Here is a 25,860-nt window from a genome sequence, read left to right on the forward strand (position 1 = left end):
GAGCTGAGGGGTGACCCATGCGCAGCATCTGGAAGGGTGCGATCTCCTTCGGGCTGGTCACGATCCCGGTCAAGCTCTACTCGGCGACCGAGCAGAAGGACGTGACGTTCCACCAGGTCCACCGCGAGGACGGCGGCCGGATCCGCTACAAGCGGGTGTGCACCCAGGACGGCGAAGAGGTGGCCTACGCCGACATCGCCAAGGGGTACGAGCTGGCCTCGGGCGAGATGGTCGTGCTCACGGACGAGGACTTCGAGGACCTGCCGCTGAGCTCGTCCCGCAGGATCGACGTGCTGCAGTTCACGCCGGCCGAGCAGATCGACCCCATCTACTTCGCCAAGTCGTACTACCTGGAGCCCGACGCGCAGGGCGCCAAGCCGTACGTGCTGCTGCGCAACGCGCTGGAGAGCTCCGGGCAGGTCGCGGTGGTCAAGGTGGCGCTGCGGCAGCGCGAGTCGCTGGCCACGCTGCGGGTCAGGGACGGGGTGTTCGTCCTGGAGACCATGCTCTGGCCGGACGAGATCCGCACGCCCGACTTCGCGTTCCTGGAGGAGGACATCGAGGTCCGCGCCCAGGAGCTCAAGATGGCCGAGTCCCTGATCACCACCATGGAGTCCGACTTCGACCCGGCCGAGTACCACGACACCTACCGCGAGGCGCTGCAGCAGGTGATCGAGGCGAAGGTGGCGGGCAGGGAGGTCATCCCGGCCCGCGAGGAGGAGGAGGCCGGGCCGGCGGTGGACCTCATGGCGGCCCTGCGGGCGAGCGTCGAGGCGGCCAAGCGGGAGCGCGGTGGCGAGCCGGCCAAGCCGAAGAAGGCGGCGGGCAAGTCGGCGAAGGACGCCAAGGACGACAAGGAAGCCAAGGAAGAAGAGAAGGCCGCGCCCAAGCGCAAGGCCCGCAAGTCCGCCTGAGCCCTTCGTCGGCGTGAGTCCCTTGTCGGCATGAGTCTCGCGTCGGCCTGAGCTGTGGGTCGGCCTGAGCTCTGGGGCCGGTCTGAGTTCTGAGGCGGTCTGAGTTCTGAGGCGGCCTGAGTCCTGGGACGGTTCGAGTCCTGGGTTGGTCTGAGCCTTGCGTTGGCCAGAGTCCCGGGTCGGCCGTTCAGGCCCACAGAACAGGCCGCGGCCGGAGCACACGCCCGGCTCCAGCCAGTCGAAGCACTCCTCCAGCCACGGGTCCGCTTCCGGCTCGGTCGCCGGTGTCAGGCGGAGGGCGCGCTTGTACGGACCCGGCACCGTACGGCTGAACTCGTGTGCCGCGTGCTCCAGCAGCGCCAGGTGCCTCGATACGGCCGCCTCCTCATGCGCCCGCTGGCCGGGGACCGGGTCGTCCCGTGAGAGGTCACGGCATGTCTCCGACGACGGCCACCCCGGTGGGACGGGTGGGCGGTGTCCGCGTCCGTGTCGAGGATCAGCAGGGCACGCAGCCGGGCGTCGGCGTCCTGCCACCGGCGCAGCGCCGTGTCGTGGTCGATGTCCTCCGGCGGGTCGGCCCAGCGAAGTGGGACATATACGGATAAGTAGTGCTTTTTCATTGGATAAATCTTTAAGGCAAGCAATAAGATTCTTAATGCAGAGCAAAAAGGAGTCGTGGCTGTTTGCCCAGGCATCCGCCGGAAATGACACATTGTGGATGACTCTTCAGAAGCCGTCCAGGAGCTGTTTTCGGGTAATCCGGAAACGCGAGAACGGGGCAATCGATCCTTTAGGGGGAAAACGCAATGCCCAAGCTCAAAAGTGTTATCGCCGGCCTCGCCGTCAGCACGGCCCTGACCGGTGGCGTGGTGAGCGTGGGCGCGGCCACCACCATGGCCAGCGCCGACGCCGCCACCCAGGTCAGCACCGGTTCCTCCGTCCTTGCCGGGAACCACTGCGGTTGGGGCTGGCGCCGCTGCGGTTGGGGCTGGGGCCACCGGCGTCACCACAACCACCGCATGAGGGTGAAGATCAAGGTCCACAACCACAACTACAACCGCAACCCGCACCACGAGCCGCGGCACGAGCGTCGTGTGGACGACAACAGGCCCACCAACTGATATGACCGGGCGTTAATGGCGCAGGATTTCTCCTCGCCTCCATGGCGCTTTCCGCGAGGGCTCTCCGGTATCGACCGGGGAGCCCTCGTCATGTCGTTGCCGCCCTTTTGCGGGACGGGTTTGCGGCCGGCAAAGAACGGCATGTGGGGTCGGGGCTTGGGTGCGGTTTCGCAGGTGGGCCGAGCTGTGCGGGGTGGCCCACCGCACGGTGATGCACCGAGGCCCCCATCACCGGCCCGCACTCCTGCAGCGCGCCCCCCTCACGGCACGCACTTCCGCGGCGCGCACTTCCGCGGCGCGCACTTCCGCGGCGCGCACTTCCGCGGCGCGCACTTCCGCGGCGCGCACTTCCGCGGCGCGCACTTCCGCGGCGCGCTCTCCCGCGGCGCGCTCTCCCGCGGCTCGCGCTGCTGCGGCTCGCTCTCCTGCGGCCGGCGCTGCTGCGACGCGCTCTCCTGTGGCTCGCTCTCCTGCGGCTTCACTTCTGTGGCTCGCTCTCCTGCGGGCCCGCACTCCCGCTGCCCGCACCCTCGCAGCGCGTACGCCCACGACGCGTATGTATGCCCGCCGCCGGCACGCCCGTGGCGCACACGCAAGGAGCACACGCCCGTAGCGCACAGTCCCGTAGCGCGCACCCCCGAACCAAACTCACCCCGGACACGCGAAGTGCCCGTGTCCCCCGGTTTGACGTCCGTTCTTGGTGAGAGGGCGGATGTCGGTTCCCGGCGAACACGGGCACTCGCTTACGTACGGCCCGAGCTCATCGCCCAACGGCGGGGCTCGTCAGCCAAGGGTTCTACCACCGACCACGGTGATGGTGACCGTTGTTGTTGTAGTTCCTGTTGACGATGACGACCCTGATCCGGCCATGGCCGTGGTGCCGGTGGCCCCACCTCTTCCAGCGGTTCCACCCCCAGCCCCAGCCTCCGCAGCGGCGCCAGCCCCATCCGCAGTGGTTGCCTGCGAGGACGGAGCCGCCGGTGCTGACCTGGGTGGCGGCGTCGGCGCTGGCCGCGGTGGTGGCGGCACCCGCGCTCACCACACCGCCGGTCAGCGCGGTGCTGATGGCGAGGCCTGCGATAACACTCTTGAGCTTGGGCATTGCGTTTTCCCCCTAAAGGATTCGATTGCCCCGTTACGGATGACGACTAGCAAGTCATCCGCACTGTGCATATTTCCCACCTAAAGGGCGACAAACCGGATTTGTCCGTTTTTGCCCAACGCAAGGCCGGCGCATAAAGCATGCCTCGCCGAACCACCGGCAGACGCCGAAATCCCGGCCCGAGACCGGACCGGGACGCGACGCAGCGAGGGCCCCCCGGCTGATGCCGGGAGAGCCCTCACCAAAGTTGCCGTGGAGACGAGGAGAAATGAACCTCAGGCCCAGCCGCGACGGTAAATCAGGCCGCCCCCGAGAACTCCTTGCGTCATTGACGCACGGTCATTTACCAGCGCCCGCCGTTGTTGTTGTCGTTGTTGTTGTTGTCGTGGTGGTGGCGGGCGCCGTTGTCGTTGTGGTTGTGGTTGCGGATGACGATGCAGACCTGGCCACGGTGGTGGCGCCGGCCGCCCCAGCCCCAGCCCCAGCCGCCGCCGCCGTGGTGGCCCCTGCCGCAGCGGTGGTTGTGGTGGCGGCGGTGGTGGCCGTGGTGACGACGCCCCCAGCCCCAGCCGTCGTCGGTGCGAAGGGACGTGCCGGTGCTGAACTGGGTGGTCGCGCTGGCCGCGGTCGTCGCCGCGCCCGCGCCCACCATGCCGCCGGTCAGCGCCGTGCTGATGGCGAGGCCTGCGATAACACTCTTGAGCTTGGGCATTGTGTTTCCCCCTAAAGGATCGATTGCCCCGTTCTCGGCGTTTCCGGATTGCCAGGAAACAGATCTTGGACGGCTGCTGAAGGCTCATCCACCGAAAGACATTTCCGGGGCGGTGCACGGGCAAACAGATACGACTCCATTTTGCTCTGCATTAACAATCTTATTGCTCGCATTAAACATTTATCAAATGAAATGAGAGGATATGTCCGATTGTGTCGCATATGGGATGGCGAACGGCTCGTGGCAACGAGCAGCTCGCCGGCCGTATCCATGTGCTGCCGGCGGTGGTGGTGAAGGTGGTGATGTGTCGCGCATGCGGCGGCGCGGTGCCGCGGCGGAGAATTCGAAGGCGAAAAGGAAATGCCGGAATTCTCGCCGTCATTGGCTGCGGTCATCACCATGCCGGGGCGAAATCGAAACGCCCCCTGTGATGCCTGTCGCATGTGCGGTGACAAATCGCCAGCTCGCCGCCGTGACGGGCGACCGAGCGAGGCGTGTCACGCTGAGTGTCGTATTGATTTCCCGGAGTGATGGCGATAAACGATCAAGTGCGGCATTTGCCCCATTCTTGGGATGTCGTATCCCGAACCGGGGGTGTCACCGCCTGCCGATCTTCTTCAGGTAGTGCCCGAAGGCGAACCCGCTGCGGCCGATCTCCGTCCCGTGGATCCGCCGCCACCTCCCGGAGTTCGCGCAGCTTCCCCACGTACGATCGCCCGGATACAGCTTGTCCACGATCCGCCCTCCCGGCTCCACCCGGATGTTGAGCCGGGTCTTCACCCGCACGACGCGGTACGTGCACCCGGGGCGGTCGTCGGCGCTCGCCGGCGCGGGGATGCTCACGGCCGCGAGCCCGCCTGCGGCGAGCACCGCGGCCACGAGGGCGGCGACGATACGGGACGTGAGCATGGCGGTACCCCCTGTGCACGCTTGAGACGTATCTCCCGTGCTGCCAGAAACCTCCGGTAAGTAACCGCTCTGTACGGAATCCAGACCTCGCCTGGGGACGATGGTTATCGTTGATGGAACGGGAAGGGACGTTCGAGGAGCGACAAGGAGGAGATGCGATGACCGCGGAGCCGATCCCTCACTGGCCAGGACGAATGATCGGCTCGGTGCACGTTCGGTCCACCCCGGACGGCCCCGCCGAGCAAGCGGTGTTCGTGCACGGGCTGGCAGGTTCCGCCACCAACTGGACCGACCTCATGGACGAGCTCAAGGACACGGTCACCGGCCACGCCCTCGACCTGCCGGGCGCCGGATACTCGCCCGCGCCCGCCGACGGCGACTACACGGTCGAGGGCCACGCCAGGGCCGTGACCGAGCTGCTGGAGCACACGGGTCCGGCCCACCTGTTCGGCAACTCGCTCGGCGGCGCCATCGCCGTCAAGGTCGCCGCCACCCGGCCGGAGCTGGTCCGCACGCTCACGCTCGTCTCGCCGGCCCTGCCCGACCTGCTGCCCAGGTACGGCCCGCTCCGCGTGGCCGCGGCCGCGATCCCCCTGCTGGGCGAGTGGGTGGCGGACAGGCTGACCCTGGTCCCCGCCGAGCAGCGCATCACCGCCTCCATGGCCGTGGTCTGGGCCAACATGGACGCCGTGCACCCGCAGCGCCTGCGCGACGCCATCGAGGAGCAGCGCCGGCGCGACGACCTCCCGTACGCGGGAAGGGCCATGGTCGCCTCGGCCCGCGGCATCGTGGCCGAGTACTTCCGCCGCAAGCACACGCTCTGGGACCACGCGTCGAAGGTCCGGGCGTGCACCCTGATCATTCACGGACGCCACGACCGCCTGGTCCGCCCGGCCATGGCCAGGAAGGCGTACCGTACGTTCCGGCAGGTCAGACTCGTGCTGCTGCCGACGGCGGGGCACGTGGCGATGATGGAGATGCCGCAGGTCGTGGCGGCGGAAGCACGCCGTCTGATCGGTGAGACTCGATTGGGGAATGCCCCACTACCCAGCTAGGTTTCACTGTGAGATAAGACCCCCTGAAACGGGAGCGTAGAAAAGTGTCGTTGCCACCGCTGGTCGAGCCGGCCGATGAGCTGACCGTCGACGAAGTGCGCCGCTACTCCCGCCACCTGATCATTCCCGACGTGGGCATGGCGGGGCAGAAGCGGCTGAAGAACGCCAAGGTGCTGTGTGTGGGCGCCGGGGGCCTGGGCTCGCCCGCGCTGATGTACCTCGCGGCGGCGGGCGTCGGCACCCTCGGCATCATCGACTTCGACGTGGTCGATGAGTCCAACCTGCAGCGCCAGATCATCCACGGCCAGTCCGACGTGGGCAGGCTGAAGGCCGAGAGCGCCGCGGCGTCGGTCCGTGAGATCAACCCGCTGGTCGACGTCGTGATCCACAACACGGCGCTGACCACCGAGAACGTCATGGAGATCTTCTCAGGCTACGACCTCATCGTCGACGGCACCGACAACTTCGCCACGCGTTACATGGTGAACGACGCGGCCGTGCTGCTCGGCAAGCCGTACGTCTGGGGCTCGATCTACCGCTTCGACGGTCAGGCGAGCGTCTTCTGGGCCGAGCACGGCCCGTGCTACCGCTGCCTCTACCCGGAGCCCCCGCCTCCCGGCATGGTGCCGTCGTGCGCCGAGGGCGGCGTGCTCGGCGTGCTGTGCGCCTCGATCGGCTCGATCCAGGTGAACGAGGCCATCAAGCTGCTCACGGGCATCGGCGACCCGCTGGTCGGCCGCCTGATGATCTACGACGCCCTGGAGATGAAGTACCGCGACGTCAAGGTCCGCAAGGACCCCGAGTGCGTGCTGTGCGGCAAGAACCCGACGGTCACCGAGCTGCTCGAGGACTACGAGGCGTTCTGCGGCGCGATCTCCGACGAGGCCGCCGAGGCGGCCAGCGGCTCCACGATCACCGCGCTCGAGCTCAAGGGCATGATGGACCGCGGCGAGAACATCTACGTCGTCGACGTCCGCGAGCCCAACGAGTTCGAGATCGTCTCGATCCCCGGCGCCACGCTGATCCCGAAGGGCGAGTTCCTGAACGGCTCCGCCCTGGAGAGGCTGCCGCAGGACAAGAAGATCGTGCTGCACTGCAAGTCCGGCGCCCGCTCCGCCGAGGCGCTCGCGGTCGTCAAGAACGCCGGCTTCTCCGACGCCGTCCACGTCGGCGGCGGCGTGCTGAGCTGGGTCAAGACCGTCGACCCGAGTCTGCCCAGCTATTAAGGGGTTTGCGCCGGGGCGTCCCGGTTAAGGTCGATGCCGTGAATTCCGCCCGCCCGTGGCCGACACTCGTGGTGGCCTCCGCGCTGACACTGATCTGCGCGGTGGCCGCCGGGGTGGCGGGCAGCGCGGCGGGCACGGAGCTGACCCGCGGCCCCACGGCGGCCGAACTGCGGGCCGCGGCCGAGCGGGAGGTCGCCGACCGCTGGCGCACCTGGCCCACCGGCCGTATCTTCCCCGCCACATTGCCGTACTCCGCCGAGCAGGGCGGGCAGGAACGTGCCAGCAGGATCGGCATCTCGCCGCGCACCTCCTGCGGCGACTCCGTGGACACCAAGGCGGTCAAGGCCCTGCGCAAGGCGGGCTGCCGGGGCGTGCTGCGGGCCACGTATGTCGACGCCCTGCGCGGCGTGCTCGTCACCGTCGGCGTGGTCGCCCTGCGCGACGAGCTGGGCGCCGTACGTGCCAAGTCCGCCTTCGCCGACACCGGCAAACCCGCTCCCGGCCTGCGCCCGCTGGCCTTCCGCGGCACGCTGTCCGACCGGTTCACCCCCGCCGTGCGGCAGGCGGGATCCGTACGGCAGGCGGGCCCGTACCTCGTCCTGACCACGGCCGGGCAGGTGGACGGCAGGCCCGCGCAGGCCGTGGGCGAGCAGCGGCCGGCCATCTTCGCCTTCGCCACCGAGCTGTCCGAGCGCGTGCTGACCGATCTGAGCACGCCCAGGATGCCCGACTGCGGCTCCCGGGAGTGGCGGTGCTGAAAGCGGGCAGGCGTGGAGTGGCGGTCGCGGTGACCGGGGTGCTGCTGTTCACGGCGCCTCCCGCGCGGGCCGACGACGTACGCGGCGGGCAGGAGGCGGTGATCAGCACGCTGGCGTTGACCCAGGCATGGCGGTCCAGCACGGGCGCCGGCGTGACGGTGGCCGTGCTCGACTCCGGCGTCGATCCCGGCCATCGCGATCTGGCCGGCTCGGTACGCGAGGGCAAGGACTTCACCGAGGGCGCGAACCCGCCGGGCACGCCTCCCAGCAGGTTGCACGGCACGTACATGGCCTCGCTGATCGCCGGCCACGGCCACGGGCCCGGAAGAAAACGGGGGATCATCGGCGTCGCGCCCGATGCGGACGTACTGTCTGTAAGGGTCATTCTCGAGGACGAGGAGCCGGGTTTCCGCGCGTTCAACTCGGCCGAACGCTTCGAGAACGTGGTGGCCCGGGGCATCCGCTACGCGGTGGACGAGGGGGCGGACGTGATCAACATGTCGATCTCCAAAGAGCTGGCGACCAGGGAGGAGCGGGCGGCCGTCCGCTACGCCATCTCCAAGGGCGTCGTGCTCGTCGCCGCCGCGGGCAACGAGGGGGACCGGCAGGTCGAGGGCGACTTCGCGCCCTACTCCTACCCGGCGGCGTTCCCCGGGGTGGTCTCGGTCGGGGCGACCGACCGGCGGCTGCGGCGGGCCTCGTTCTCCAACTGGAACTCCTCGGTGCTGGTGGCCGCGCCCGGCGTGGACATCATGGGCGCGGGCCCCGGCGACGAGTACTGGGTCGGCAGGGGCACCTCGCAGGCGACCGCGCTGGTGTCGGGGGTCGCCGCCCTCATCAAGGCGAGATATCCCGATATGTCGCCACCGCTCGTGGCGCGCGCCCTGGCCGCCGGCGCCACCGACCGGCCGCCCGGCGGCTACGACACCGCGACCGGCTTCGGCGTCGTCAACGCCGCCAGGGCGCTGACCGAGGCGTCCCGGCTGGCCCGCCACACCGAGACCGCCACCGGCGCCCAGGCCCAGGACCCGTCGCGGCCGGTGACCGGGGGCCCGTCGGCCCCGGTGCGGGTCGTCGTCAGGGACGAGGGGCGGATCACGGCGTACACGGCGGTCGCGGGCGGAGCGGCCGCGGGTGCGCTCGCCGCCCTGGCGGTCATATTCATCCTGGTCAGGCGCGTACGGCGGGCGCACATCTCACAAGGGGCATGATCCGGCCCCTTAGGGGGACGAAATAGACACGAAGCGAATGCGGGAACGAGGCGGTGGTGAAGGCACGTAGGTCGACCTCAGGGCTACCGCGCGCCGGGGGAGAAGCCGCGCAGGAGCGGAGCAATCCGCTCGGCGCCCCCACCGGCCGCCGGTCACGCGTGCGCTCGTGGCCGGCGGCGGACTCGCGCAGGCGCACGGCCGCCAGGGAACGGGCGGAGCTGCTCACCCTGCGGCAGGGCATCCGTTACCGCCGCATCTTCGTGGCGCTGCTCGGCGTCATCATCGGCGTCTCGGCCGTCGTCGTGCTGCTCGGCACCGTCGGCCTGTTCGCCGAGACGCGCTCGCGCCCGCTGACGCCCGACGAGCAGAACCAGTACAAGCAGGAGGAGATCGCCCGCCGCTGGCAGGCGTGGCCCGCCACCGGGGTCTTCCCCGAAGAGGTGAAGTACCTCGGGCTGGACCGCGCCCAGCAGTACGCCAGGCGGGTCGGCATCGCTCCCGAGACCGACTGCGGCAAGGCCGCGGACACCGCCGTGGCCGGGGTTCTCCAGAGCCACGGCTGCGTCACCATGTTGCGGGCCACGTACATGGACCAGACGGCCTCCTTCGTGTTCACGGTCGGCGTGGCCGTGCTTAAGGACGAGGCGTCGCGCATCTCGGCCGGCGAGGAGCTCACCCAGGACGACCGCGTGGGCGTGCTGCCGGTGGCCTTCCCCGGCACGGTGAGCGAACGCTTCGGCCCCGACCAGCGCCAGCGCACCGGCTGGGTGGGCGCGGGGCCGTACATCGTGTTCTCGACGGGCGGCTACGCCGACGGGCGCACCAGGGCCGCGATCCCGCCGGAGGAGATCCTGCACAGCGAGCTGTGGCCGGCCGCCAAGTCCATCGGCAACCAGATCGCCTACTTCCTGGCGGACCCGCCCAAGGTGCCGCCCTGCACCCAGGGGAACGTGTGCTGACCGCCGTACGCGTGCTCGCGGCCGCGATACTCGCGTTCTCGGGAACCACCACCGCCGACCCCGTCAGGGACCAGCAGCAATGGGTCCTCGACGCGCTCAACGTCGAGCAGGCGTGGTCCGTCACCAAGGGCGAGGGCGTCACCGTCGCCGTCGTCGACAGCGCCGTGGACACCGGGGTCAAGGAGCTCAAGGGCCGCGTGCACAGCGGGCCCGACATGACCTCCGGCACGATCGAGCGCGAGCTGCCGCCCGGCAGGCACGGCACCGCCATGGCCGGGCTCATCGCAGCCTCCGGCGAGGACGACGGCTTCATCGGTGTCGCGCCCGGCGCGCGCGTCCTGTCACTGCCCATGGTCATCGACGACGAGCCCGGGTTCGCCGTGCCGCCGGTCGAGGGGGATGGAACGGTGGCCGAGAGCCCGCTCGCCCGCGCGCTCCGGTACGCCGCCAACCACGGCGCCCAGGTCGTCAGCATGTCGATCGGCTCCTACGGGCCGCTGCGGTCGGAGCGCGAGGCCGTCTCGTACGCGCTGGGCAAGGGCGTCGTGCTCGTCGCCGCCGTGGGCAACGACGGCCAGACCCCGTACGCCAAGGAGAAGGGCACCTCCTACTGGAGCTTCCCCGCGGGCTATCCGGGCGTCATCGGCGTGGCGGCCACCGACAAGCAGGGCAGGCGGGCCACGTTCAGCAGCGACAACCTCTCCGTGCTGGTCTCCGCGCCCGGCGTCGAGGTGCCCGTGGTCAAGCGCGGAGGCGGTTACGAGCTGTCGGAGGGCACCAGCTCGGCCGCCGCGCTCGTGGCGGGCGTGGCCGCGCTGATCAAGTCGCGTTACCCGAGCCTGCGGCCCGAGCAGGTGGCGCAGGCCCTGGCGGCCAGCGCCAGGGGACGGCCGGCCGCCGGGTACGACGACCAGACCGGCTTCGGGGTCGTGGACGCCGCCGCCGCCCTGAACGCCGCCGAGCGGCTGACCGGAGCCAAGCGCAGTATCGTGCCCGGCATGGAGCACTTCGGGCAGGGCGAGGACTCTCCCGTGCCGACGCGGCCGGGGGCCGACCCGCTGCGGCTGTGGTTGTACGGCGGCGGGGTGCTGGTCGCGCTGGTCGCCTTCTGCGGCGCGATCGTCGTGCTCAATCAGCGCAAGGAGGAGTGACCTCGGCTGGCGGGAAGAAGAGCGACCTCGACCAGCGCGAGGAGGGGCGGCCGAGCCGATTCTCGTTGCGGGAGAAGATCCGCTATGGTCCCGCTCCATGGGATACGAGCTGCGGGTGGTGCGTGAGTCGCCACTCGCCTTCGCGGAGCTCGCGAAGGCCATCGCGCCGGCCGGTTTCGAGCTGCGCGGATCCGAGGAGATCGTGATCGGCCACGCGGGCGGCGTGCACGCCGTGGCGCGCTGGCAGGGCCAGCTCGTCGGCGAGCCGGGCTCCGACTGGCAGGTCGCCCAGCTCCTGCGCCTGTCCACCGCCCTCGGCGGCCGGCTGATGGGCGAGGACGGCGAGGAGTACATGCTGAACGAGGGAGTCATCGAGGTCTCGGCGGCCGGCGGCGTGGTCGAGATCGGCAAGTTCGAGGAGATCATCGACGCCGGTCCCGCCGCATGGAGCCCGTGAACCCGTTCGCCGAGCGGGTGCTCGACCTGGTCGAACGCATCCCGCCCGGCAAGGTCATGGCCTACGGCGACATCGCCGAATACCTCGGCGAGGGCGGCCCCCGCCAGGTCGGCAAGGTCATGAGCACGTGGGGAGGCGGCGTGCCGTGGTGGCGCGTCGTCCACGCGGACGGCACCGCCGCCGCCCCCGACCACCTGCGACGATGCCTGGCCCACTGGCGCGAGGAAGGCACCCCGCTGCGTGGCGAACGGGTGGACATGCGCCTGGCTCGCTGGGACGGGCGTTCAGGCGATTTTCAGTAACCCTCCTGACCTGCGGTTTCGTCAAACCGGCGATTCTGTGACATGTGACTCCCATTACCATGGGCAGAACACTGATGGCGGCCCGAAAGGCGGTGCCTCCCCTATGGCAACCGGCGTCACAGCCCAGAGCCAGGGCGGCGATTCGCTCGCCGACCGCCTGAAGGCTGTCCAGGATCTCTGCGATCGTGGCGAGCCTCTCGAAGCGGTCATGCGAGCGGTCGGCCCCGGCGGTCGCGACGCGGCGTTCGACAGCGAGGTGCTCAGCGGCCCACTCGGGGCCCGCATCGACCTCGCGGTCAAGCGTGGCGCGGCGCGGCGGCGGGAAATGCTCGACCTCGTGCGCCCGTACCTCAAGGGCGTGGACGCGCGCGTCAAACGCGACCTGCCGGTCGCCCGCCGCGTCATCTGCCATCTGATCGAGCACCGTCCCGACGAGGAACTCGTCGAGGGCGAGACGCTCGCCACGGTGGTCACCGCGGCGGCCGAGCCGTCCAAGCGCATCCGCAAGGGCCTGAGCTGGTACGCCGACCTGCCCTTCCGCGACGAGCTGCCGCCCGGCCTCTACCGCCTGCGCCGCTCCGACCTGGTGCCGGTCACCCACATCGACGACATCGTCTGGGCCGGCGGGAAGCTGCGCGTGAGCGGCTTCGCCTACCTGGCGGGGCTGTCGGTGCGCAGCCGCAGGTTCAACCGGGCCACGGTGGTGCTGCGCGGGCCGCGCTGGCTGCCGCCGATCCGCCTGCGCACCCGCCGCGTCCTGGCCCCCGAGGCCACGCACGGCGCGCGCGAGCCCGGCTGCAACTACGACTGGTCCGGCTTCGCCGCCGAGCTGAGCCCGTGGCCGCTGCGCTGGCGCGGCGCCGTGCGCGGCGTGGTGTCCGGCGTGCGCCGCCGCATGCGGCACCGCCCCTCCGTGCCCGACGCCACGACGTGGCGGGCCGAGATCGTGTTCTGGAGCCGGGGCGCGCGGGCCACGGGCCTGCTGCGCGGCTCCTCGATCGGCCGTCCCGAGCGGCCAGCCGGGCTCAAGCTGAAGCCCGGCTGGTGGGTCAGGCCCGTCTGGACCTCCGACCGGGCGCTGCAGGTCGTGCTCCAGCCCAACAGGGCCGAGCTGACCGGCGTGACGCTCGACGGCGACCGGCTGGAGCTGAAGATCTTCCTGCCCGGCAGGCAGGTCACCAAGGGCCACGCCCGGCTCGGCGGCCACCGCATCGCCGCCGAGTTCACGCCGTCCGGCGACGGCACCCAGGTCGTGGTCGGCCTGGCCGTGCCCGCCCTGCTCCAGGAGAAGGACGGCCGGCGGCTCTGGGTCGAGCCCAAGGGCGACCCGGCGGCCTCCGTCATGCTGGCCGACCTGGTCGAGACCCGCACGCCGGTGGGCGACCGCGAGATCACCGTGCTCGGCGACCGCCGCGACCGCGTCGTCGTCTCCGCCCACCGCATCCGCCCCGTGATCACCTCGGCGGTCTGGGAGGGGCCGGCGCTGCTCCTGCGCGGCCACTACCCCGACGCCCCCGGCCCGCGCACGCTCACGCTGCGCCACCGGTCGGGGCTGTCGTACCTGCTGCCGATGGAGCGCTCCGGCGAGGAGTTCTCCGTACGCGTGGAGCCCGCGTCCATGGACCGCTTCGGCGAGCCCGTGCCGCTGGCCTCCGGCACCTGGAACATGTCGCTGCGCCACCCGTCAGGCGAGATCGTCCCGTTGCGCATGGACCACGCGGCCCTGGCCGGCCTCGACGAGGAGCCGCGCACGCTCGGCGGCCACGTCTTCCGCATGATCTCGACCCGCTTCGACGTGCCGGTGATCACCGTGGAGGAGTCCAGGCCCGCCGAGGAGCGCGGCGTCGCCGGCACCCACGTCCTGCGCCGCGTGTTCTACCCGGCCCAGCGGGCCGAGCCGCTGCGCGACACGACCGTCTACGTCGTCAACGACGGCCGCCACTACTCCGACAGCGTCCGCGCCGTCTACGAGGAGCGGCTGCGCAGGGGCGACGACCGCGAGCACATCTGGATCGTCAAGGACGGCGCCTTCGTGCCGCCCGGCGGCGCCACCGTCGTCCGGGCGGGCAGCCGCGAGCACCACGAGGCGCTGGCCCGTTCCCGCCACATCGTCACCAACTCCTTCCTGCCCGCCTGGTTCCGGGCGCGCGAGGACCAGGTGGTGCTGCAGACCTGGCACGGCACCCCCGCCAAGCTCATCGGCAACGACCAGTCCCACATGCAGCGCGACCCCCGGCCGCCGATCTGGCACCGCCAGGCGGCCGAGGTGCGCGGCTGGGACCTGCTGCTGTCGCAGTCGCCCTGGGCGACGCCGGTGCTGCGCAAGGCGTTCGGCTACAAGGGCGAGATCCTGGAGAGCGGCCTGCCCCGCAACGACGTGCTCAACTCGCCCGACCGCGACGCCCTCGCGGCGGCGGTGCGCGAGCGGCTGGGCCTCGCGCCGGGCAAGCGCGTGGTGCTGTACGCGCCCACGTGGCGCGACTACGACCGCAAGAACGCCATGGTCAAGCTGGACCTCGCCAAGGCCCGCGAGGCGCTGGGCGCTGACCACGAGATCCTGGTGCGCGCCCACCCGATGCAGGCCATGCCCGCCGTACCCGACATCGCCCGCGACGTCACCACCTACCCCGACATCGCCGACCTGCTGCTGGTGGCCGACGTCCTGGTGACCGACTACTCCTCGGTCATGTTCGACTTCGCCTGCACCGGCAAGCCGATCGTCCTGTACGGCTACGACCTGGCGAAGTACTCGTCGAAGCGCGGCCTCTACATCGACCTGCCCGAGCAGGCGCCCGGGCCGCTGCTGTCGACGTCGGCCGAGGTGGTGGAGGCGCTGCGCTCGATCGACGAGGTCGCGGCGGCCCACGCCGACCGCTACGACGCCTTCCGCGCCACGTTCGCCCCCAGGGACGACGGCAAGGCCACGGCCCGGGTGGTGGACCGGCTCTTCTCCTGACCTCGCGGGCCGCCGCGAGGTCAGAAGAGGTCGGGCAGGTTTCCCGGCAGCGGGTAGATCTTCTTGGGGTCGTACTCGTACAGGAAGCTCAGGTCCGAGGTCTTGAGCACGATGTCGTCCGGCAGGCTCTCGGCGTACGCGTACAGCAGCGCCGAGATGCTGGTCCCGCAGACGACGTCGCCGTTGCCGATCAGCCTGCGGACGTGGGCGAGCGGCACCCACTCGACCCGCTCCGCCTCCCAGGGGTGGGACGGCGCCCCGATGCGGGTCGCGGAGTCGGCCCGGTAGATGTGGTTCAGCCCGTCGGAGAACCCGTTGCCGGGCTGCACCGCCAGCAGCGGCCGCAGGGCCCCCGGACGCCAGCCGGTCTCCTCCTCGACCTCCCGCGCCGCCGCGGCCATCGGCATCTCGCCCTCGTCCACCTGCCCGAGCGGGATCTCCCAGCCCCAGCTGTCGGTGATGAACCGATGCCGCCAGATCAGCAGCACCCGGTCCTTCTCGTCGGTGACGACGGCTCCCGCTCCCGGCGCCGTACGGATGAGGCGGTGGTCGAGATGGCGCCCGTCGGGCAACTCCACGTCCGCGATCCGCACGTCGAGCCACGGGTCGTGGTAGACCGACCTCTCGGAGTGGACCTGCCAGCGCATGCGATCAACCCCCCGCACAGGGAACGTTGACCCTACGTTACAAGTCGCCACACTCCGTACGCGACCGGATCGCCGAAGTCACTTGCGCAGCTCGACCTCCACGGTCAGCGGCGTCTGCCGGATCTCGTACGAGCCGAAGCCCGCCCCCGGGACGAGCGTCTCGAACTCGGCCTTGGTGTACGCCCGCCGCGGCAGGAACGACCGCAGCGCGAACCTGGTGAACATCCTGGACACCACGCCCATCCTCATCCGCGCCACGTCGTCCTCGACGGCCTGCTTGGACACGTCCCTGCGCAGATCGACGATCAGCCCGGTCCCGCCGGGCCGCAGCACCCGCCGCATCTCGCGCAGCGCCCCCGCCGGGTCGGCGAAGTTCTTGAACGCGGCGAAGCAGGCGAGGAAGTCGAAGGCGTCGTCGTTGAACGGCATGGCCGAGGCGTTGCCGAGCCGGAAGTCCACCGGCACGCCGGCGTCGAGGGCCTTGCCCCGGGCGATCGCGACGAACGTCTCGCTGATGTCGAGCCCCGTGACCGTGTAGTCGCCGGTTCCGGCCAGGGCGATCGACAGGTAGCCGGGGCCGGGGGCCACCTCCAGGATCCTGGAGCCCTTGGGGGCGTACTGCCGTACCTTGGCGACCTGCTCGTCGTGGCGGGAGGCGGCCTTGCCGTTGCTGGTGTCGTACCAGCGGGCGATCGGGCCCTCCATGCTGATGCCTCTGTAGCCCTTTGTCATGACAGACACGATATGTCGCGTCCTTGAGAAGTCAAGATATATCGCGCTACGGGTGAAGCTCGTGGCGAACAAAGTGCCCGGCGTGTCGCAAGAAAATCTGACTTTTGCCTCGATACGGTAGGCGGATCGCTAGGGGAGACCGGGCAAGTCGGCACGATCTACCCCTGTGGTCTGGTGGAATCTAGTGCTGTGAGTGCTCAGACCTGGCGATTGGTGCGGCGCGGCAGCGGGGGGCCCGATGTGCCTCCTGTGCTCGATGAGCATCAGCGTGCCGTGGTCGGGCACCGGAGCGGCCCCCTCCTCGTTCTCGCAGGTCCTGGCACCGGCAAGACGACCACGATCGTGGAGAGCGTGGTCGACAGGATCGAGCGGCGCGGCGTCGACCCCGAGCGCGTGCTGATCCTCACCTTCAGCCGCAAGGCCGCCGAGGAGCTGCGCCGCCGCGTCACCGGCCGCCTGCGCCGCACCACCCGCACGCCGCTGGCCATGACCTTCCACTCCTACGCGTACGCGCTGCTGCGCCGCGAGTGCGTGCTGGCGGGCAAGGCGCCGCCGCGCCTGCTCACCGGCCCCGAGCAGCTCCTGGAGATCCGGCGGCTGCTCCACGGCGAGCTGGAGATCGGCGCCCCCGACTGGCCTCAGTCGCTGCGCGAGCCGCTCAGGACGCGCGGCTTCGCCGAGGAGCTGCGCGACTTCCTGTCCCGTGCCAACGAGCGCGGCCTCGACGCCGAGCGGCTGATCGCCCTCGGCCGGCTGCACGGGCGCGCCGACTGGGCGGCGGCCGGGCGCTTCTCCGAGCGTTACCAGGACAGGTTCGACCTGGCCCCCGAGGAGACCTACGACTACGCCGAGCTGGTCGGCGCCGCCACCGCGCTGCTGGCCAGGCCCGAGATCCGCGAGCGCGAGCGGGCGGCGCACGACGTCGTGTTCGTGGACGAGTACCAGGACACCGACCCGGCGCAGGAGCTGCTGCTGACCCAGCTCGCCGGCGACGGCCGCGACCTGGTCGCGGTGGGCGATCCCGACCAGTCGATCTACGGGTTCAGGGGCGCCGACGTGCAGGGCATCATGAAGTTCCCCGAGCGGTTCAGGACGCTCGACGGCCGCGAGGCGCCGGTGCTGGCGCTGCGCGTGTGCCGCAGGAGCGGGGCCGACCTGCTGGAAGCCTCCCGCCGGCTGGCGGCCAAGCTGCCCGTCGCCCCGGCGCCGACGCAGGAGCCCGGCCAGACCCCTGACGACTGGCCCGACCATCGGCCCGACCATCGGCCCGACCATCGGCCCGACCATCGGCACGGCCACCGCGACCTCATCGCGCCGCCGGACGCCGACCCTGGCGACGTGCGCGTGCTGCTGGCCGACAGCACCAGCCAGGAGGCCGCGATCGTGGCCGACACGCTGCGCCGCGCCCACCTGATCGACGGGGTGCCGTGGCACCGGATGGCGGTGCTGGTCCGCTCGGCCAGGCGGCAGGTGCCGCTGCTGCGGCGGGCGCTGACCAACGCCGGCGTGCCGACGATGATCGCCGGCGACGAGGTGCCGATCGCGCAGGAGCCTGGCGTGCGCCCGCTGCTCACGATGTTGCGGGTGGCGCTGGATCCGTCCCAGCTCGACGAGGGCGTCGCCGAGGAGCTGCTGACGGGCCCGCTCGGCGGCACCGACATGATCGGCGTACGCCGCCTCCGCCGCGCACTCAAGATCGCCGAGAACGAGGCCATGGGCGTGGCCGCCGGCGAGGCGGCCGGCCGGGGAGATCCGGACGAGGACACGGCCGGCGAGCATGCGGAGGACCGGGGCGACGAGCATGCGGAGAGCCGGAGCGGCGAACGCGCGGGAGACCGGGGCGACGAGCGCGCGGGAGACCGGGGCGACGAGCGTGCGGAGGGCCAGGGCGACGGGGGCGCGGAGGGCCAGGGTGACGAGCGTGCGGAGGACCAGGGTGACGAGCCCGTGGTGGCGGGGACTGCCGAGGAGGTCGACGGGCTGCCGTTCAAGGCACGCTCGTCCGGCGAGCTGCTGGTCGCCGCGGTCAAGGACATCCGCGAGCTGACCCGCGTCGAGCCGCACGTCGCGCTGCCCGCCGAGCGGGTGGCGCGACTCCTGGCCGCCGCCCGCGAGGCCGTGCACCAGGACGGCACCGCCGAAGACCTCCTGTGGACGATCTGGGACGCGAGCGGCCTGGCCCCCCGCTGGAGCGAGCAGAGCCTGTCGGGCGGCCCCAGGGGCGCGCAGGCCGACCGCGACCTCGACGCCGTGGTGGCGCTGTTCGACCACGCGGCCAGGTTCGTGGACCGGATGCCCATGGCAGGGCCCGAGGTGTTCCTCGACGACCTGGCGGCCCAGGAGATCCCCGGCGACACGCTGGCCGACCGCGCCCCCGACGGCGACGCCGTGCGCGTGCTGACCGCCCACCGCTCCAAGGGCCTCGAATGGGACGTCGTGGTCGTGGCGGGCGTCCAGGAGGGCGTCTGGCCGGACCTGCGCCTGCGCGGGTCGCTGCTGGGCGTGGAAGACCTCATCGACGTGGTCGAGGGCGGCGAGCCGAACAAGACCTCGCTGGTCTCCAAGATGCTGGCAGAGGAGCGCAGGCTCTTCTACGTGGCCGCCACCAGGGCCAGGCGCAGGCTGGTGGTCACGGCCGTGGGCGGCGAGGACACCGACGAGCGCCCGTCCAGGTTCCTGTCGGAGCTGTTGCCGGGCGCGGTGGAGTCGGCCACGGTCGACGACCGGGCCCGCTGGCTGAACATGTCCGCCCTGGTGGCCGACCTGCGCAGCGCGGTGACCGACCCGACCAAGCCGCGCAGGGTGCGGCACGAGGCGGCGCGGCAGCTCGCCCGCCTGGCCGCCGCCGGGGTGCAGGGCGCCCACCCCAACGACTGGTACGCGCTCACCCCGATCTCCGACGACCGCCCGCTGAGCTGGCCGGACGGCGTCGTCAGCATCTCGCCGTCGGCGGTGGAGAGCTTCACCAAGTGCGGCCTGCGCTGGTTGCTGGAGACGGCGGTCGGCGCGGCCGGCACCAGCACCGCCCAGGGCCTGGGCAACATCATCCACGCCCTGGCCGTCCTGGCGGCCACCGACCTGCCCAGCGAGGACCTGCTGGGCGACCGCCTGGACCAGATCTGGAACGACCTCGACTTCGGCGGCGTCTGGTACAACCGCAAGCAGCGCCAGGTGGCCGAGCAGATGATCGGCAAGTTCCTGCGCTGGCACAAGGAGAACCCGCGCGAGCTGGTGGCCCTGGAGGAGGCGTTCACGGCGATGGTGTCGGAAGGCGTCCAGATCAAGGGCCGCGTCGACCGGGTCGAGCGCGACTCCGACAACCGCGCGGTGATCATCGACCTCAAGACGGGCGGCTCCAAGCCCAAGGCGGGCGACCTCGATCGCCATCCGCAGCTCGGCGTCTACCAGCTCGCCGCGCTGCTGGGCGCGTTCGCCCGGCACGGCATGACGGAGCCGGGCGGCGCCGCGCTGGTGCAGCTCGGCAAGGCGGCGGGCAAGAACGAGGCGCTGGAGCAGTCGCAGGGCGCGCTGGGCGACGACAAGGACCCGGGCTGGGCCAAGGACCTGGTCGACACCGTGGCGACCGGCATGTCCGGCCCGTTCTTCCAGGCCAAGGTCAACGACGGCTGCCGCACCTGCGCGGCCAGGGCGAGCTGCCCGGTCAACGACAACGGGGGCCAGGTGTGCTGACCCCCGTCGAACTCGCCGGCAAGCTCGGCATCCTCCCGCCCACCCCCGAGCAGGCGACGGTCATCGAGGCCCCGCTGGAGCCGATGGTCGTCATGGCGGGCGCCGGCTCAGGCAAGAGCGAGACCATGGCCGGCCGCGTGGTCTGGCTGGTCGCCAACGGCCTGGTCAAGCCGGAGAACGTGCTGGGCCTGACGTTCACCCGCAAGGCCGCCGCCGAGCTGGCCACCAGGGTGCGGGAGCGGCTCAACGGCCTGGCCGAGGCCGGGCTGGTCGAGCCGGGCGCGCTCGACAACGAGCCCACCGTGTCCACCTACCACGCCTACGCCGCCCGCCTGGTCACCGACCACGCGCTGCGCGAGGGCCTGGAGCCCACCATGCGCCTGGTCACGCCCGCCGTGTCGTGGCAGCTCGCCTCGCGGGTGGTGGCGATGTACGACGGGCCGATGGACAGGATCGAGCTGGGCCCGCCCTCGGTCACGGCCGCGCTGCTGGAGCTGGCAGGAGAGCTGTCGGAGCACCTGCGCTCGCCCGCCGACGTGCGCCGCGTGGGGGAGTGGCTGGAGGCCAGGCACGCCGTGCTCCCCGGCAGGACGACCCTGGCCCAGCGCAAGCCGCTGAACGTGCACTCGGCCAGGGAGCAGCTCCTGCCCCTGGTGGAGCGGTACGAGCGGCTCAAGCGCGCCCGCGAGGTCATCGACTACGGCGACCAGATGTCGCTGGCCGCCAGGATCGCCGCGAACCACAAGGAGGTCGGCGAGATCGAGCGGGGCCGCTACTCGGTGGTCCTGCTCGACGAGTACCAGGACACCAGCCACGCCCAGCTCGTCCTGCTGCGCTCGCTCTACGGCGGCGGCCACCCGGTCACCGCCGTGGGCGACCCGTGCCAGTCGATCTACGGCTGGCGTGGCGCCTCGGCGGGCAACCTGCGCCGCTTCCCCTCGGACTTCCGCACCGCCGCCGGCGACCCGGCCCCGGTCCGCCAGCTCAGCGTCAGCTTCCGCAACGGCGACCGGGTGCTCGACGTGGCCGCCCGCGTCCAGCTCCCGCTGCGCATGGAGGCCCGCGAGGTCCCTGTGCTGGTCCCCGGCCCGAACCGGGTCGAGCGTGGCCGCGTCACCTGCGCCTTCCACGAGACCGCCGAGGACGAGGCCAGGTGGATCGCCGAGGGCATCGCCAGGCTCCTGGGCCAGGAGACCGCCCCCGACGGCCTGCCGTGGGGCGAGAAGGAGCGCAAGAAGACGCTCGCCCTGCAACCCCAGGACGTCGCCATCCTGGCCCGCAAGCGCTCGCAGTTCCCCGCGATCCGCAGGGCGCTGGAGGAGCGCGACATCCCGGTCGAGGTGGTGGGCCTGGGCGGCCTGCTGACCGTGCCCGAGGTGAACGACATCGTGGCCACCCTCCGCGTCCTGTACGACGCCACGGCGGGCGACGCGCTGGCCAGGCTGCTGGCCGGGCCCCGCTGGCGGATCGGCCCGGCCGACCTGCGGGTGCTGGGCGAGCACGCCCGCACGCTGGCCCGCGAGCTGAGCCAGAGCCACCGCGAGGACGACCCGCTCGACCAGGTGGTGGCCGACCTGGCCGAGGAGCGCGGCAGCCTGGTGGACGCGCTGGACGAGCTGCCCGACAGGGAGGAGTGGCTGGAGCCGTTCTCGCCGCTGGCCCGCACCAGGCTGGTGGCGCTCGCCCAGGAGCTGCGGCAGCTGCGCGCGCACACCGCGCAGCCGCTGCCCGACCTGATCAGCGAGGTGGAGCGCAGGCTCGGCCTGGACATCGAGGTGGCGGCGCGCAGCGGCACGGTGGGGGCGTTCGCGGCGCGGGCCGACCTCGACGCGTTCCTCGACGCGGCCTCCAGGTTCGCGGGCGATGCCGAGGATCCGACGCTGGGGGCGTTCCTGGCCTACCTCCAGGCGGCGGAGAGCGAGGAGTTCGGCCTGGAGGCGGGCCGGGTCGGCGAGAGCAACAGCGTCAAGCTGATGACCGTGCACGCCTCGAAGGGCCTGGAGTGGCCGGTCGTGGTGGTGCCCGGCCTGTCGCAGCTGCTGAGCTCGAAGGGGACGATCGCGACCGGCAGCATCTTCCCCGCCACGCCGGTGATGAACAGCCGGTGGACGGAGAACCCGCGCAAGCTCCCGTACGCGCTGCGCGGCGACGCGGCCGACCTGCCCCGGCTGGGCGGGCTGAGCAAGGAGGAGCTGGCGGCCTTCGACGAGCACTGCCGCGAGCGGGACCTCATGGAGGAGCGCAGGCTCGCGTACGTGGCCGTGACGCGCGCCCACTACCACCTGATCGCCTCCGGCTACCGCTGGGGCAGCGCGACCAAGCCGCTGGAGCCGTCCGACTTCCTGCTGGAGATCCGCGACACCGCCGACCGGATCTCGTTCTGGGCGGACGACCTCGAAGAGGGCGCCACGAACCCGCTGCTGGCCGAGCCGGCCGCGGCCACCTGGCCGGTCGAGCCCGAGGGGCTGCGCTACGAGTCGGTGCTCGACGGCGCCCGCCTGGTCGAGGACGCGCTGGCGGGCACGCTGGGGCCGTACGAGGACGAGCCGATCAAGGCGTACGAGGAGGAGCGGCTGAGGGCCTGGCAGCGCGACACCGGCCTGCTGCTGCGCGAGCGGGAGCTGCACCGGCGCAGGCCCGCGACCACGGTCGAGCTGCCGATGAAGCTGACCGTGTCCTCGCTCGTCACGCTGGCCGCGGACCCGCGCGAGCTGGCCCGCAGGATCCGCCGCCCCGTGCCGGTCAAGCCCGCGCCGCTGGCCCGCCGGGGCACCTCGTTCCACAAGTGGCTGGAGACGCGGTGGGACCAGCAGCGGCTGATCGACGACCTGGAGCTGTACGACGAGGAGCTCGAAGAGGCCGATGTGCGGCTGGCGGAGCTGCAGGAGCGGTTCGAGCAGAGCGAGTGGGCCGACCGGCGGCCGGTGGATCTGGAGGTGCCGTTCGAGACCATGATCGCCGATCGGCTGGTGCGCGGGCGCATGGACGCCGTCTTCGAGCGGGCCGGCGGCGGCTACGAGGTCGTCGACTGGAAGACCGGGCAGCCGCCGAGGGGCAAGAAGGCCGCCAGGGCCGCCGCCGTGCAGCTCGCCGCGTACCGGCTGGCCTGGTCGCACCTGGCGGAGGTGCCGCTGGAGGAGGTGGGGGCGGCCTTCCACTACGTCCGCGCCAACCGCACCGTGCGCCCGGTCGACCTGCTCGACGCCGGCGGGCTGGTGGCGCTGATCGAGAGCGTCAGGCTCGTAGATGGTGGAAAGCCGGCTTCGGATGCATGAGGAAGTCGTGGTGGGAGATGTTCCAGGCGTAGGCTCCGGCCATCTCGAACACCACGGTGTCCCCCACGCCCACCGAGGTCACGATATTTCGGGCGAAAACGTCTTTCGGGGTGCATAGCTGGCCGACGAGCGTGACCGGTTCGTCCGCCACGTCCGGCCTGCCCGCCGGCAGGACGGTGAACGGCTGGTCGTGCCCCTTGGTCGCCGGCGTACGCAGGTGGTGGGTGCCGCCCAGCAGGATCGCGTACGCCTGGCCGCGCACCCGCTTCACGTCCACGACCCTGGTCACGTAGTACCCGCAGTAGACGGTCAGCGCCCGGCCCGGCTCGATCCGCAGCCGCCTGCCCCGGCCGAGCTCGGCCAGCCCCCTCCCGTACGCCTCCCAGTCGAAGCGGGACCCGGGCGACTCGTACGACACCGCCATCCCGCCACCGAGGTTGACCTCCTCGTAGGCGTTGTCCAGCAACCGCTGCGCCAGCCCGAGCAGCCGCTCCGCGTCGAGCCCGCTGGCCAGGTGGGTGTGCAGGCCGCGCAGCCGTACGCGGTCGCCGAACAGCGGCAGGCACTGAGCCACCCCGTCCTCGTCCATCCCGAACGGCCCGCTCATCGTCAGCGCCGCCCCCGGCACCGGCAGGTCGGGGTTGAGCCGGAGCAGCACGTCCGCCTCCAGCCCGGTGCCGAGCAGGCGGCGCAGCTCGTTCGGGGACTCGACGTGGATGCGGTGGTGCGGCAGGCGCAGCTCGGCGTCGGTCTTCCCGGGGCCGCCCAGCGCCACCCGCGCGCCCGGGAACAGGCCGGTGACGTGCGCGTGCTCGCCCGCCGACGACACCTCGAACCCGTCCACGTGCCCGGCCAGCACTCGCAGCACCTCGGCGTCGGGGTTGGCCTTGACCGCGTAGTACAGCTCGACGGCGCCCAGCGCGCGCCGTACGGACGCGACGTGCTCGTCCAGCGCGGGCAGGTCGTACAGGTAGGCGGGCACCTCGGGGAGGGCCGCGGCGGCCGTCAGGACGTGCCGGCCGATCATGCGAGCGGGTTCGCGATCGGGACGTAACCGGCGGCGCGGTCGGCCGCCCTGGCCCAGCGCACGCCCAGGTTCGCCTTGGCGGGCAGCGGGGCGCCGGCCAGCAGGTCCGACAGCGGCAGCGGCCACCCCAGGCCCGCCGCCTGCCGGTCGAACAGGCTCCTGGCGCTCCGCCACAGCTCGCGCAGCAGCTGGTCGTCCGTGCCCGCGAGCGTGGCGGCGATCTCGGTGAGGTGGTTGACGAGCAGGCAGTAGACCACGCGGGCCCAGCCGCGCTCGGCGTCGTAGGTGAGCGCGCGCGCCACCTCGGGGTGCAGCCCGCCGAGGTCGTGGCGGCCCGCGACGAGCTTGGTGCCCTCCAGGTCGCGGAAGACGGCCTCCACGGGCATGCCGTCGCCGTCCAGACCGACCAGGACGTTCTGCAGGTGGGGCTCCAGCACCACGCCGTGCGCGAAGTACAGCTCCAGGACCGGCAGCGCGACCACCGTCACGTACGAGCGCCACCACGCGGCCGGGTCGGGCGCCTTCGCGTCGAGTGCCAGGGCGCCGGCCAGGATCGGGGTGACACCGGGGGAGCAGGCGGCCCAGGGGCTGCGCCTGACGATCACGCCCAGGCCCTCGTGCAGCCTGCTGCCGAGCGCGACCGACCGGTATCCCGGCTCGGGGAGCCAGCGGGTCGTGGGGTGATTCACCGTGATCTCGGCGAACACCGGCCTGAGCCGCTCGGTCAGCTCCACGGCTCCGGCCAGCTCGTACCAGGCGTTCTTGCGTACGCAGTTGGTGATCCGCACGTCCAGGGAGAACTTCAGGCAGACCTCCGCCTCCGGCACGTACACCGTCCGCACCGACGAGGTCGGCACCACCACCGGCCCGGGGCCCAGGTCGATCAGCTCGCTCCCGAGCACCGGCCCCAGCAGCTGGAGCTGCCACGGATGCGCCGGCAGCACCCGGTAACCGTCGGGCCCGCTCCCCATGGCGTCCAGCGCCGACGCGTCACCGCCCTCGGCCAGCGCGTCCTCCGGCACGCCGAGCAGCCTGACGGGGAAGCGGGCGTGCGCCTCGGGCGCGTACGCCAGCCAGCCGTCCCCGCCCCGCGCCTTGGGGCTGGGATGGAACGGGTGCCCGTACACCAGCGCCTGCTCCGAGGCCAGCCACGGATCGGCGGGCGGCACGGCCGCTGCCCTGGCCCGCAGGATGGCCGCCACCGCGTCCCTGCTGGCCGCCACCTGTTCGGCGAACTCGCCGTTGTACCCTTGCGGCCCGCTCTGCCCCGACGACCCGTTCTGCCCCTGGGGCCCGTTCCGCCCCTGCGGCCCTCTCTGCCCCTGCGGCCCTCTCTGCCCCTGCGGCCCGCTCTGCCCCTGCGGGCCGTTCCGCTCCTGCAGCTCTGTCTCGACCAGCCGGACCAGCTCGTCGGCCGCCAGCGGCCGCCACACGCCGGCCTCCAGCCGCTCGGGCGGGCCGTCGAAGCGCAGCGCCGCCCCGCCATGGGTACGCGCCCGCAGCAGCGTGCCCGCCACCCGCAGCAGCAGGTACGGCGGAGCCGGCCACACCAGCCCGCGCGGCCCGGCCACCTCCCGCACGCAGCAGCGCAGCAGGGCCGCCAGCGTCGCCTGCTCGGCAGGGCCGGAAGGCGCGTCGATGGCCAGTCCGTGCATG

The 25,860-nt window shown here is 71.7% G+C and carries 22 protein-coding genes; 15 read left to right on the plus strand and 7 right to left on the minus strand.

The window, feature by feature from the left end:
* The first annotated feature begins 17 nt into the window (after window positions 1-17).
* The 3 genes from AB0I79_RS25885 to AB0I79_RS25895 all read left to right on the plus strand — a co-directional run bounded on the left by AB0I79_RS25885 (window position 18) and on the right by AB0I79_RS25895 (window position 2,881).
* On the plus strand, window positions 18-914 hold the full coding sequence (locus AB0I79_RS25885) for a Ku protein (RefSeq protein ID WP_357877281.1): 897 nt from the start codon (window positions 18-20) through the stop codon (window positions 912-914).
* Window positions 915-1,720: 806 nt separating this feature from the next.
* A complete protein-coding gene (locus tag AB0I79_RS25890) occupies window positions 1,721-2,035 on the plus strand; it encodes a hypothetical protein (RefSeq protein WP_357877284.1) in 315 nt (104 codons plus the stop codon).
* Between the two features lie 141 nt (window positions 2,036-2,176).
* The gene (locus AB0I79_RS25895; protein WP_357877448.1) at window positions 2,177-2,881 is read left to right on the plus strand and encodes a pentapeptide repeat-containing protein; all 705 of its coding nucleotides are present in this window, start codon (window positions 2,177-2,179) and stop codon (window positions 2,879-2,881) included.
* Here the strand turns inward: AB0I79_RS25895 and AB0I79_RS25900 are convergent.
* Both AB0I79_RS25900 and AB0I79_RS25905 read right to left on the minus strand, forming a co-directional pair.
* The gene (locus tag AB0I79_RS25900) at window positions 2,832-3,137 is read right to left on the minus strand and encodes a hypothetical protein (protein ID WP_185100954.1); all 306 of its coding nucleotides are present in this window, start codon (window positions 3,135-3,137) and stop codon (window positions 2,832-2,834) included. The genes AB0I79_RS25895 and AB0I79_RS25900 overlap by 50 nt on opposite strands.
* A 343-nt stretch (window positions 3,138-3,480) precedes the next feature.
* A complete protein-coding gene (locus AB0I79_RS25905) occupies window positions 3,481-3,849 on the minus strand; it encodes a hypothetical protein (protein WP_357877287.1) in 369 nt (122 codons plus the stop codon).
* 221 nt (window positions 3,850-4,070) lie between these two features.
* Between AB0I79_RS25905 and AB0I79_RS25910 the strand changes: the two genes are divergently transcribed.
* Window positions 4,071-4,280 carry a hypothetical protein gene (locus AB0I79_RS25910; RefSeq protein ID WP_357877290.1) on the plus strand — a complete coding sequence of 70 codons (210 nt, stop codon included), beginning with the start codon at window positions 4,071-4,073 and terminating at the stop codon, window positions 4,278-4,280.
* 166 nt (window positions 4,281-4,446) lie between these two features.
* Here AB0I79_RS25910 and AB0I79_RS25915 read toward each other — a convergent pair whose 3' ends face one another.
* Window positions 4,447-4,758, minus strand: a complete 312-nt coding sequence (locus tag AB0I79_RS25915; RefSeq protein ID WP_357877293.1) for a hypothetical protein — start codon at window positions 4,756-4,758, stop codon at window positions 4,447-4,449.
* A gap of 206 nt (window positions 4,759-4,964) precedes the next feature.
* Between AB0I79_RS25915 and AB0I79_RS25920 the strand changes: the two genes are divergently transcribed.
* The 9 genes from AB0I79_RS25920 (at window position 4,965) to AB0I79_RS25960 (ending at window position 14,833) form a co-directional block, all read left to right on the plus strand.
* On the plus strand, window positions 4,965-5,813 hold the full coding sequence (locus tag AB0I79_RS25920; RefSeq protein WP_357877296.1) for an alpha/beta hydrolase: 849 nt from the start codon (window positions 4,965-4,967) through the stop codon (window positions 5,811-5,813).
* A 44-nt stretch (window positions 5,814-5,857) separates the two neighbouring features.
* Complete coding sequence (moeZ, locus tag AB0I79_RS25925; protein ID WP_357877299.1) at window positions 5,858-7,039, plus strand: adenylyltransferase/sulfurtransferase MoeZ; 1,182 nt, start codon at window positions 5,858-5,860, stop codon at window positions 7,037-7,039.
* 38 nt (window positions 7,040-7,077) lie between these two features.
* Window positions 7,078-7,797 (plus strand): hypothetical protein, encoded by a 720-nt coding sequence (locus AB0I79_RS25930; protein WP_357877302.1) that lies wholly within the window; start codon window positions 7,078-7,080, stop codon window positions 7,795-7,797.
* On the plus strand, window positions 7,791-9,008 hold the full coding sequence (locus AB0I79_RS25935) for a S8 family serine peptidase (RefSeq protein WP_357877305.1): 1,218 nt from the start codon (window positions 7,791-7,793) through the stop codon (window positions 9,006-9,008). Before AB0I79_RS25930 ends, AB0I79_RS25935 begins: the two co-directional genes overlap by 7 nt.
* 56 nt (window positions 9,009-9,064) lie before the next feature.
* Entirely contained in the window at window positions 9,065-9,967 is a 903-nt protein-coding gene (locus tag AB0I79_RS25940) for a hypothetical protein (RefSeq protein ID WP_357877308.1), read from the plus strand.
* Complete coding sequence (locus AB0I79_RS25945) at window positions 9,961-11,118, plus strand: S8 family serine peptidase (RefSeq protein WP_357877311.1); 1,158 nt, start codon at window positions 9,961-9,963, stop codon at window positions 11,116-11,118. The genes AB0I79_RS25940 and AB0I79_RS25945 overlap by 7 nt, the downstream gene beginning before the upstream one ends.
* Window positions 11,119-11,215: 97 nt before the next feature.
* The gene (locus tag AB0I79_RS25950; protein ID WP_357877314.1) at window positions 11,216-11,575 is read left to right on the plus strand and encodes a hypothetical protein; all 360 of its coding nucleotides are present in this window, start codon (window positions 11,216-11,218) and stop codon (window positions 11,573-11,575) included.
* The gene (locus tag AB0I79_RS25955; protein ID WP_357877317.1) at window positions 11,563-11,877 is read left to right on the plus strand and encodes an MGMT family protein; all 315 of its coding nucleotides are present in this window, start codon (window positions 11,563-11,565) and stop codon (window positions 11,875-11,877) included. The genes AB0I79_RS25950 and AB0I79_RS25955 overlap by 13 nt, the downstream gene beginning before the upstream one ends.
* Before the next feature lie 208 nt (window positions 11,878-12,085).
* Window positions 12,086-14,833: a CDP-glycerol glycerophosphotransferase family protein gene (locus tag AB0I79_RS25960; protein WP_357877320.1), complete on the plus strand. Its 2,748-nt coding sequence runs from the start codon at window positions 12,086-12,088 to the stop codon at window positions 14,831-14,833.
* A 20-nt stretch (window positions 14,834-14,853) separates the two neighbouring features.
* Here the strand turns inward: AB0I79_RS25960 and AB0I79_RS25965 are convergent, their stop codons facing one another.
* Both AB0I79_RS25965 and AB0I79_RS25970 read right to left on the minus strand, forming a co-directional pair.
* On the minus strand, window positions 14,854-15,480 hold the full coding sequence (locus AB0I79_RS25965) for an NUDIX domain-containing protein (RefSeq protein ID WP_357877323.1): 627 nt from the start codon (window positions 15,478-15,480) through the stop codon (window positions 14,854-14,856).
* Between the two features lie 78 nt (window positions 15,481-15,558).
* Window positions 15,559-16,212: a class I SAM-dependent methyltransferase gene (locus AB0I79_RS25970; protein ID WP_357877326.1), complete on the minus strand. Its 654-nt coding sequence runs from the start codon at window positions 16,210-16,212 to the stop codon at window positions 15,559-15,561.
* Between the two features lie 249 nt (window positions 16,213-16,461).
* Here AB0I79_RS25970 and AB0I79_RS25975 point away from each other — a divergent pair, with 249 nt between their 5' ends.
* Both AB0I79_RS25975 and AB0I79_RS25980 read left to right on the plus strand, forming a co-directional pair.
* Window positions 16,462-19,902: a UvrD-helicase domain-containing protein gene (locus tag AB0I79_RS25975; RefSeq protein WP_357877329.1), complete on the plus strand. Its 3,441-nt coding sequence runs from the start codon at window positions 16,462-16,464 to the stop codon at window positions 19,900-19,902.
* Window positions 19,896-23,177, plus strand: a complete 3,282-nt coding sequence (locus AB0I79_RS25980) for an ATP-dependent DNA helicase (RefSeq protein ID WP_357877332.1) — start codon at window positions 19,896-19,898, stop codon at window positions 23,175-23,177. Before AB0I79_RS25975 ends, AB0I79_RS25980 begins: the two co-directional genes overlap by 7 nt.
* Here AB0I79_RS25980 and AB0I79_RS25985 read toward each other — a convergent pair.
* Complete coding sequence (locus AB0I79_RS25985) at window positions 23,137-24,204, minus strand: type III PLP-dependent enzyme (protein WP_357877335.1); 1,068 nt, start codon at window positions 24,202-24,204, stop codon at window positions 23,137-23,139. The genes AB0I79_RS25980 and AB0I79_RS25985 overlap by 41 nt on opposite strands.
* A complete protein-coding gene (locus tag AB0I79_RS25990; RefSeq protein ID WP_357877338.1) occupies window positions 24,201-25,859 on the minus strand; it encodes an IucA/IucC family protein in 1,659 nt (552 codons plus the stop codon). The genes AB0I79_RS25985 and AB0I79_RS25990 overlap by 4 nt, the downstream gene beginning before the upstream one ends.
* Window position 25,860: the final 1 nt, after the last annotated feature.

This window comes from Nonomuraea sp. NPDC050202, from assembly GCF_040656115.1.
In the GTDB taxonomy this organism is placed as follows: Bacteria; Actinomycetota; Actinomycetes; order Streptosporangiales; family Streptosporangiaceae; genus Nonomuraea.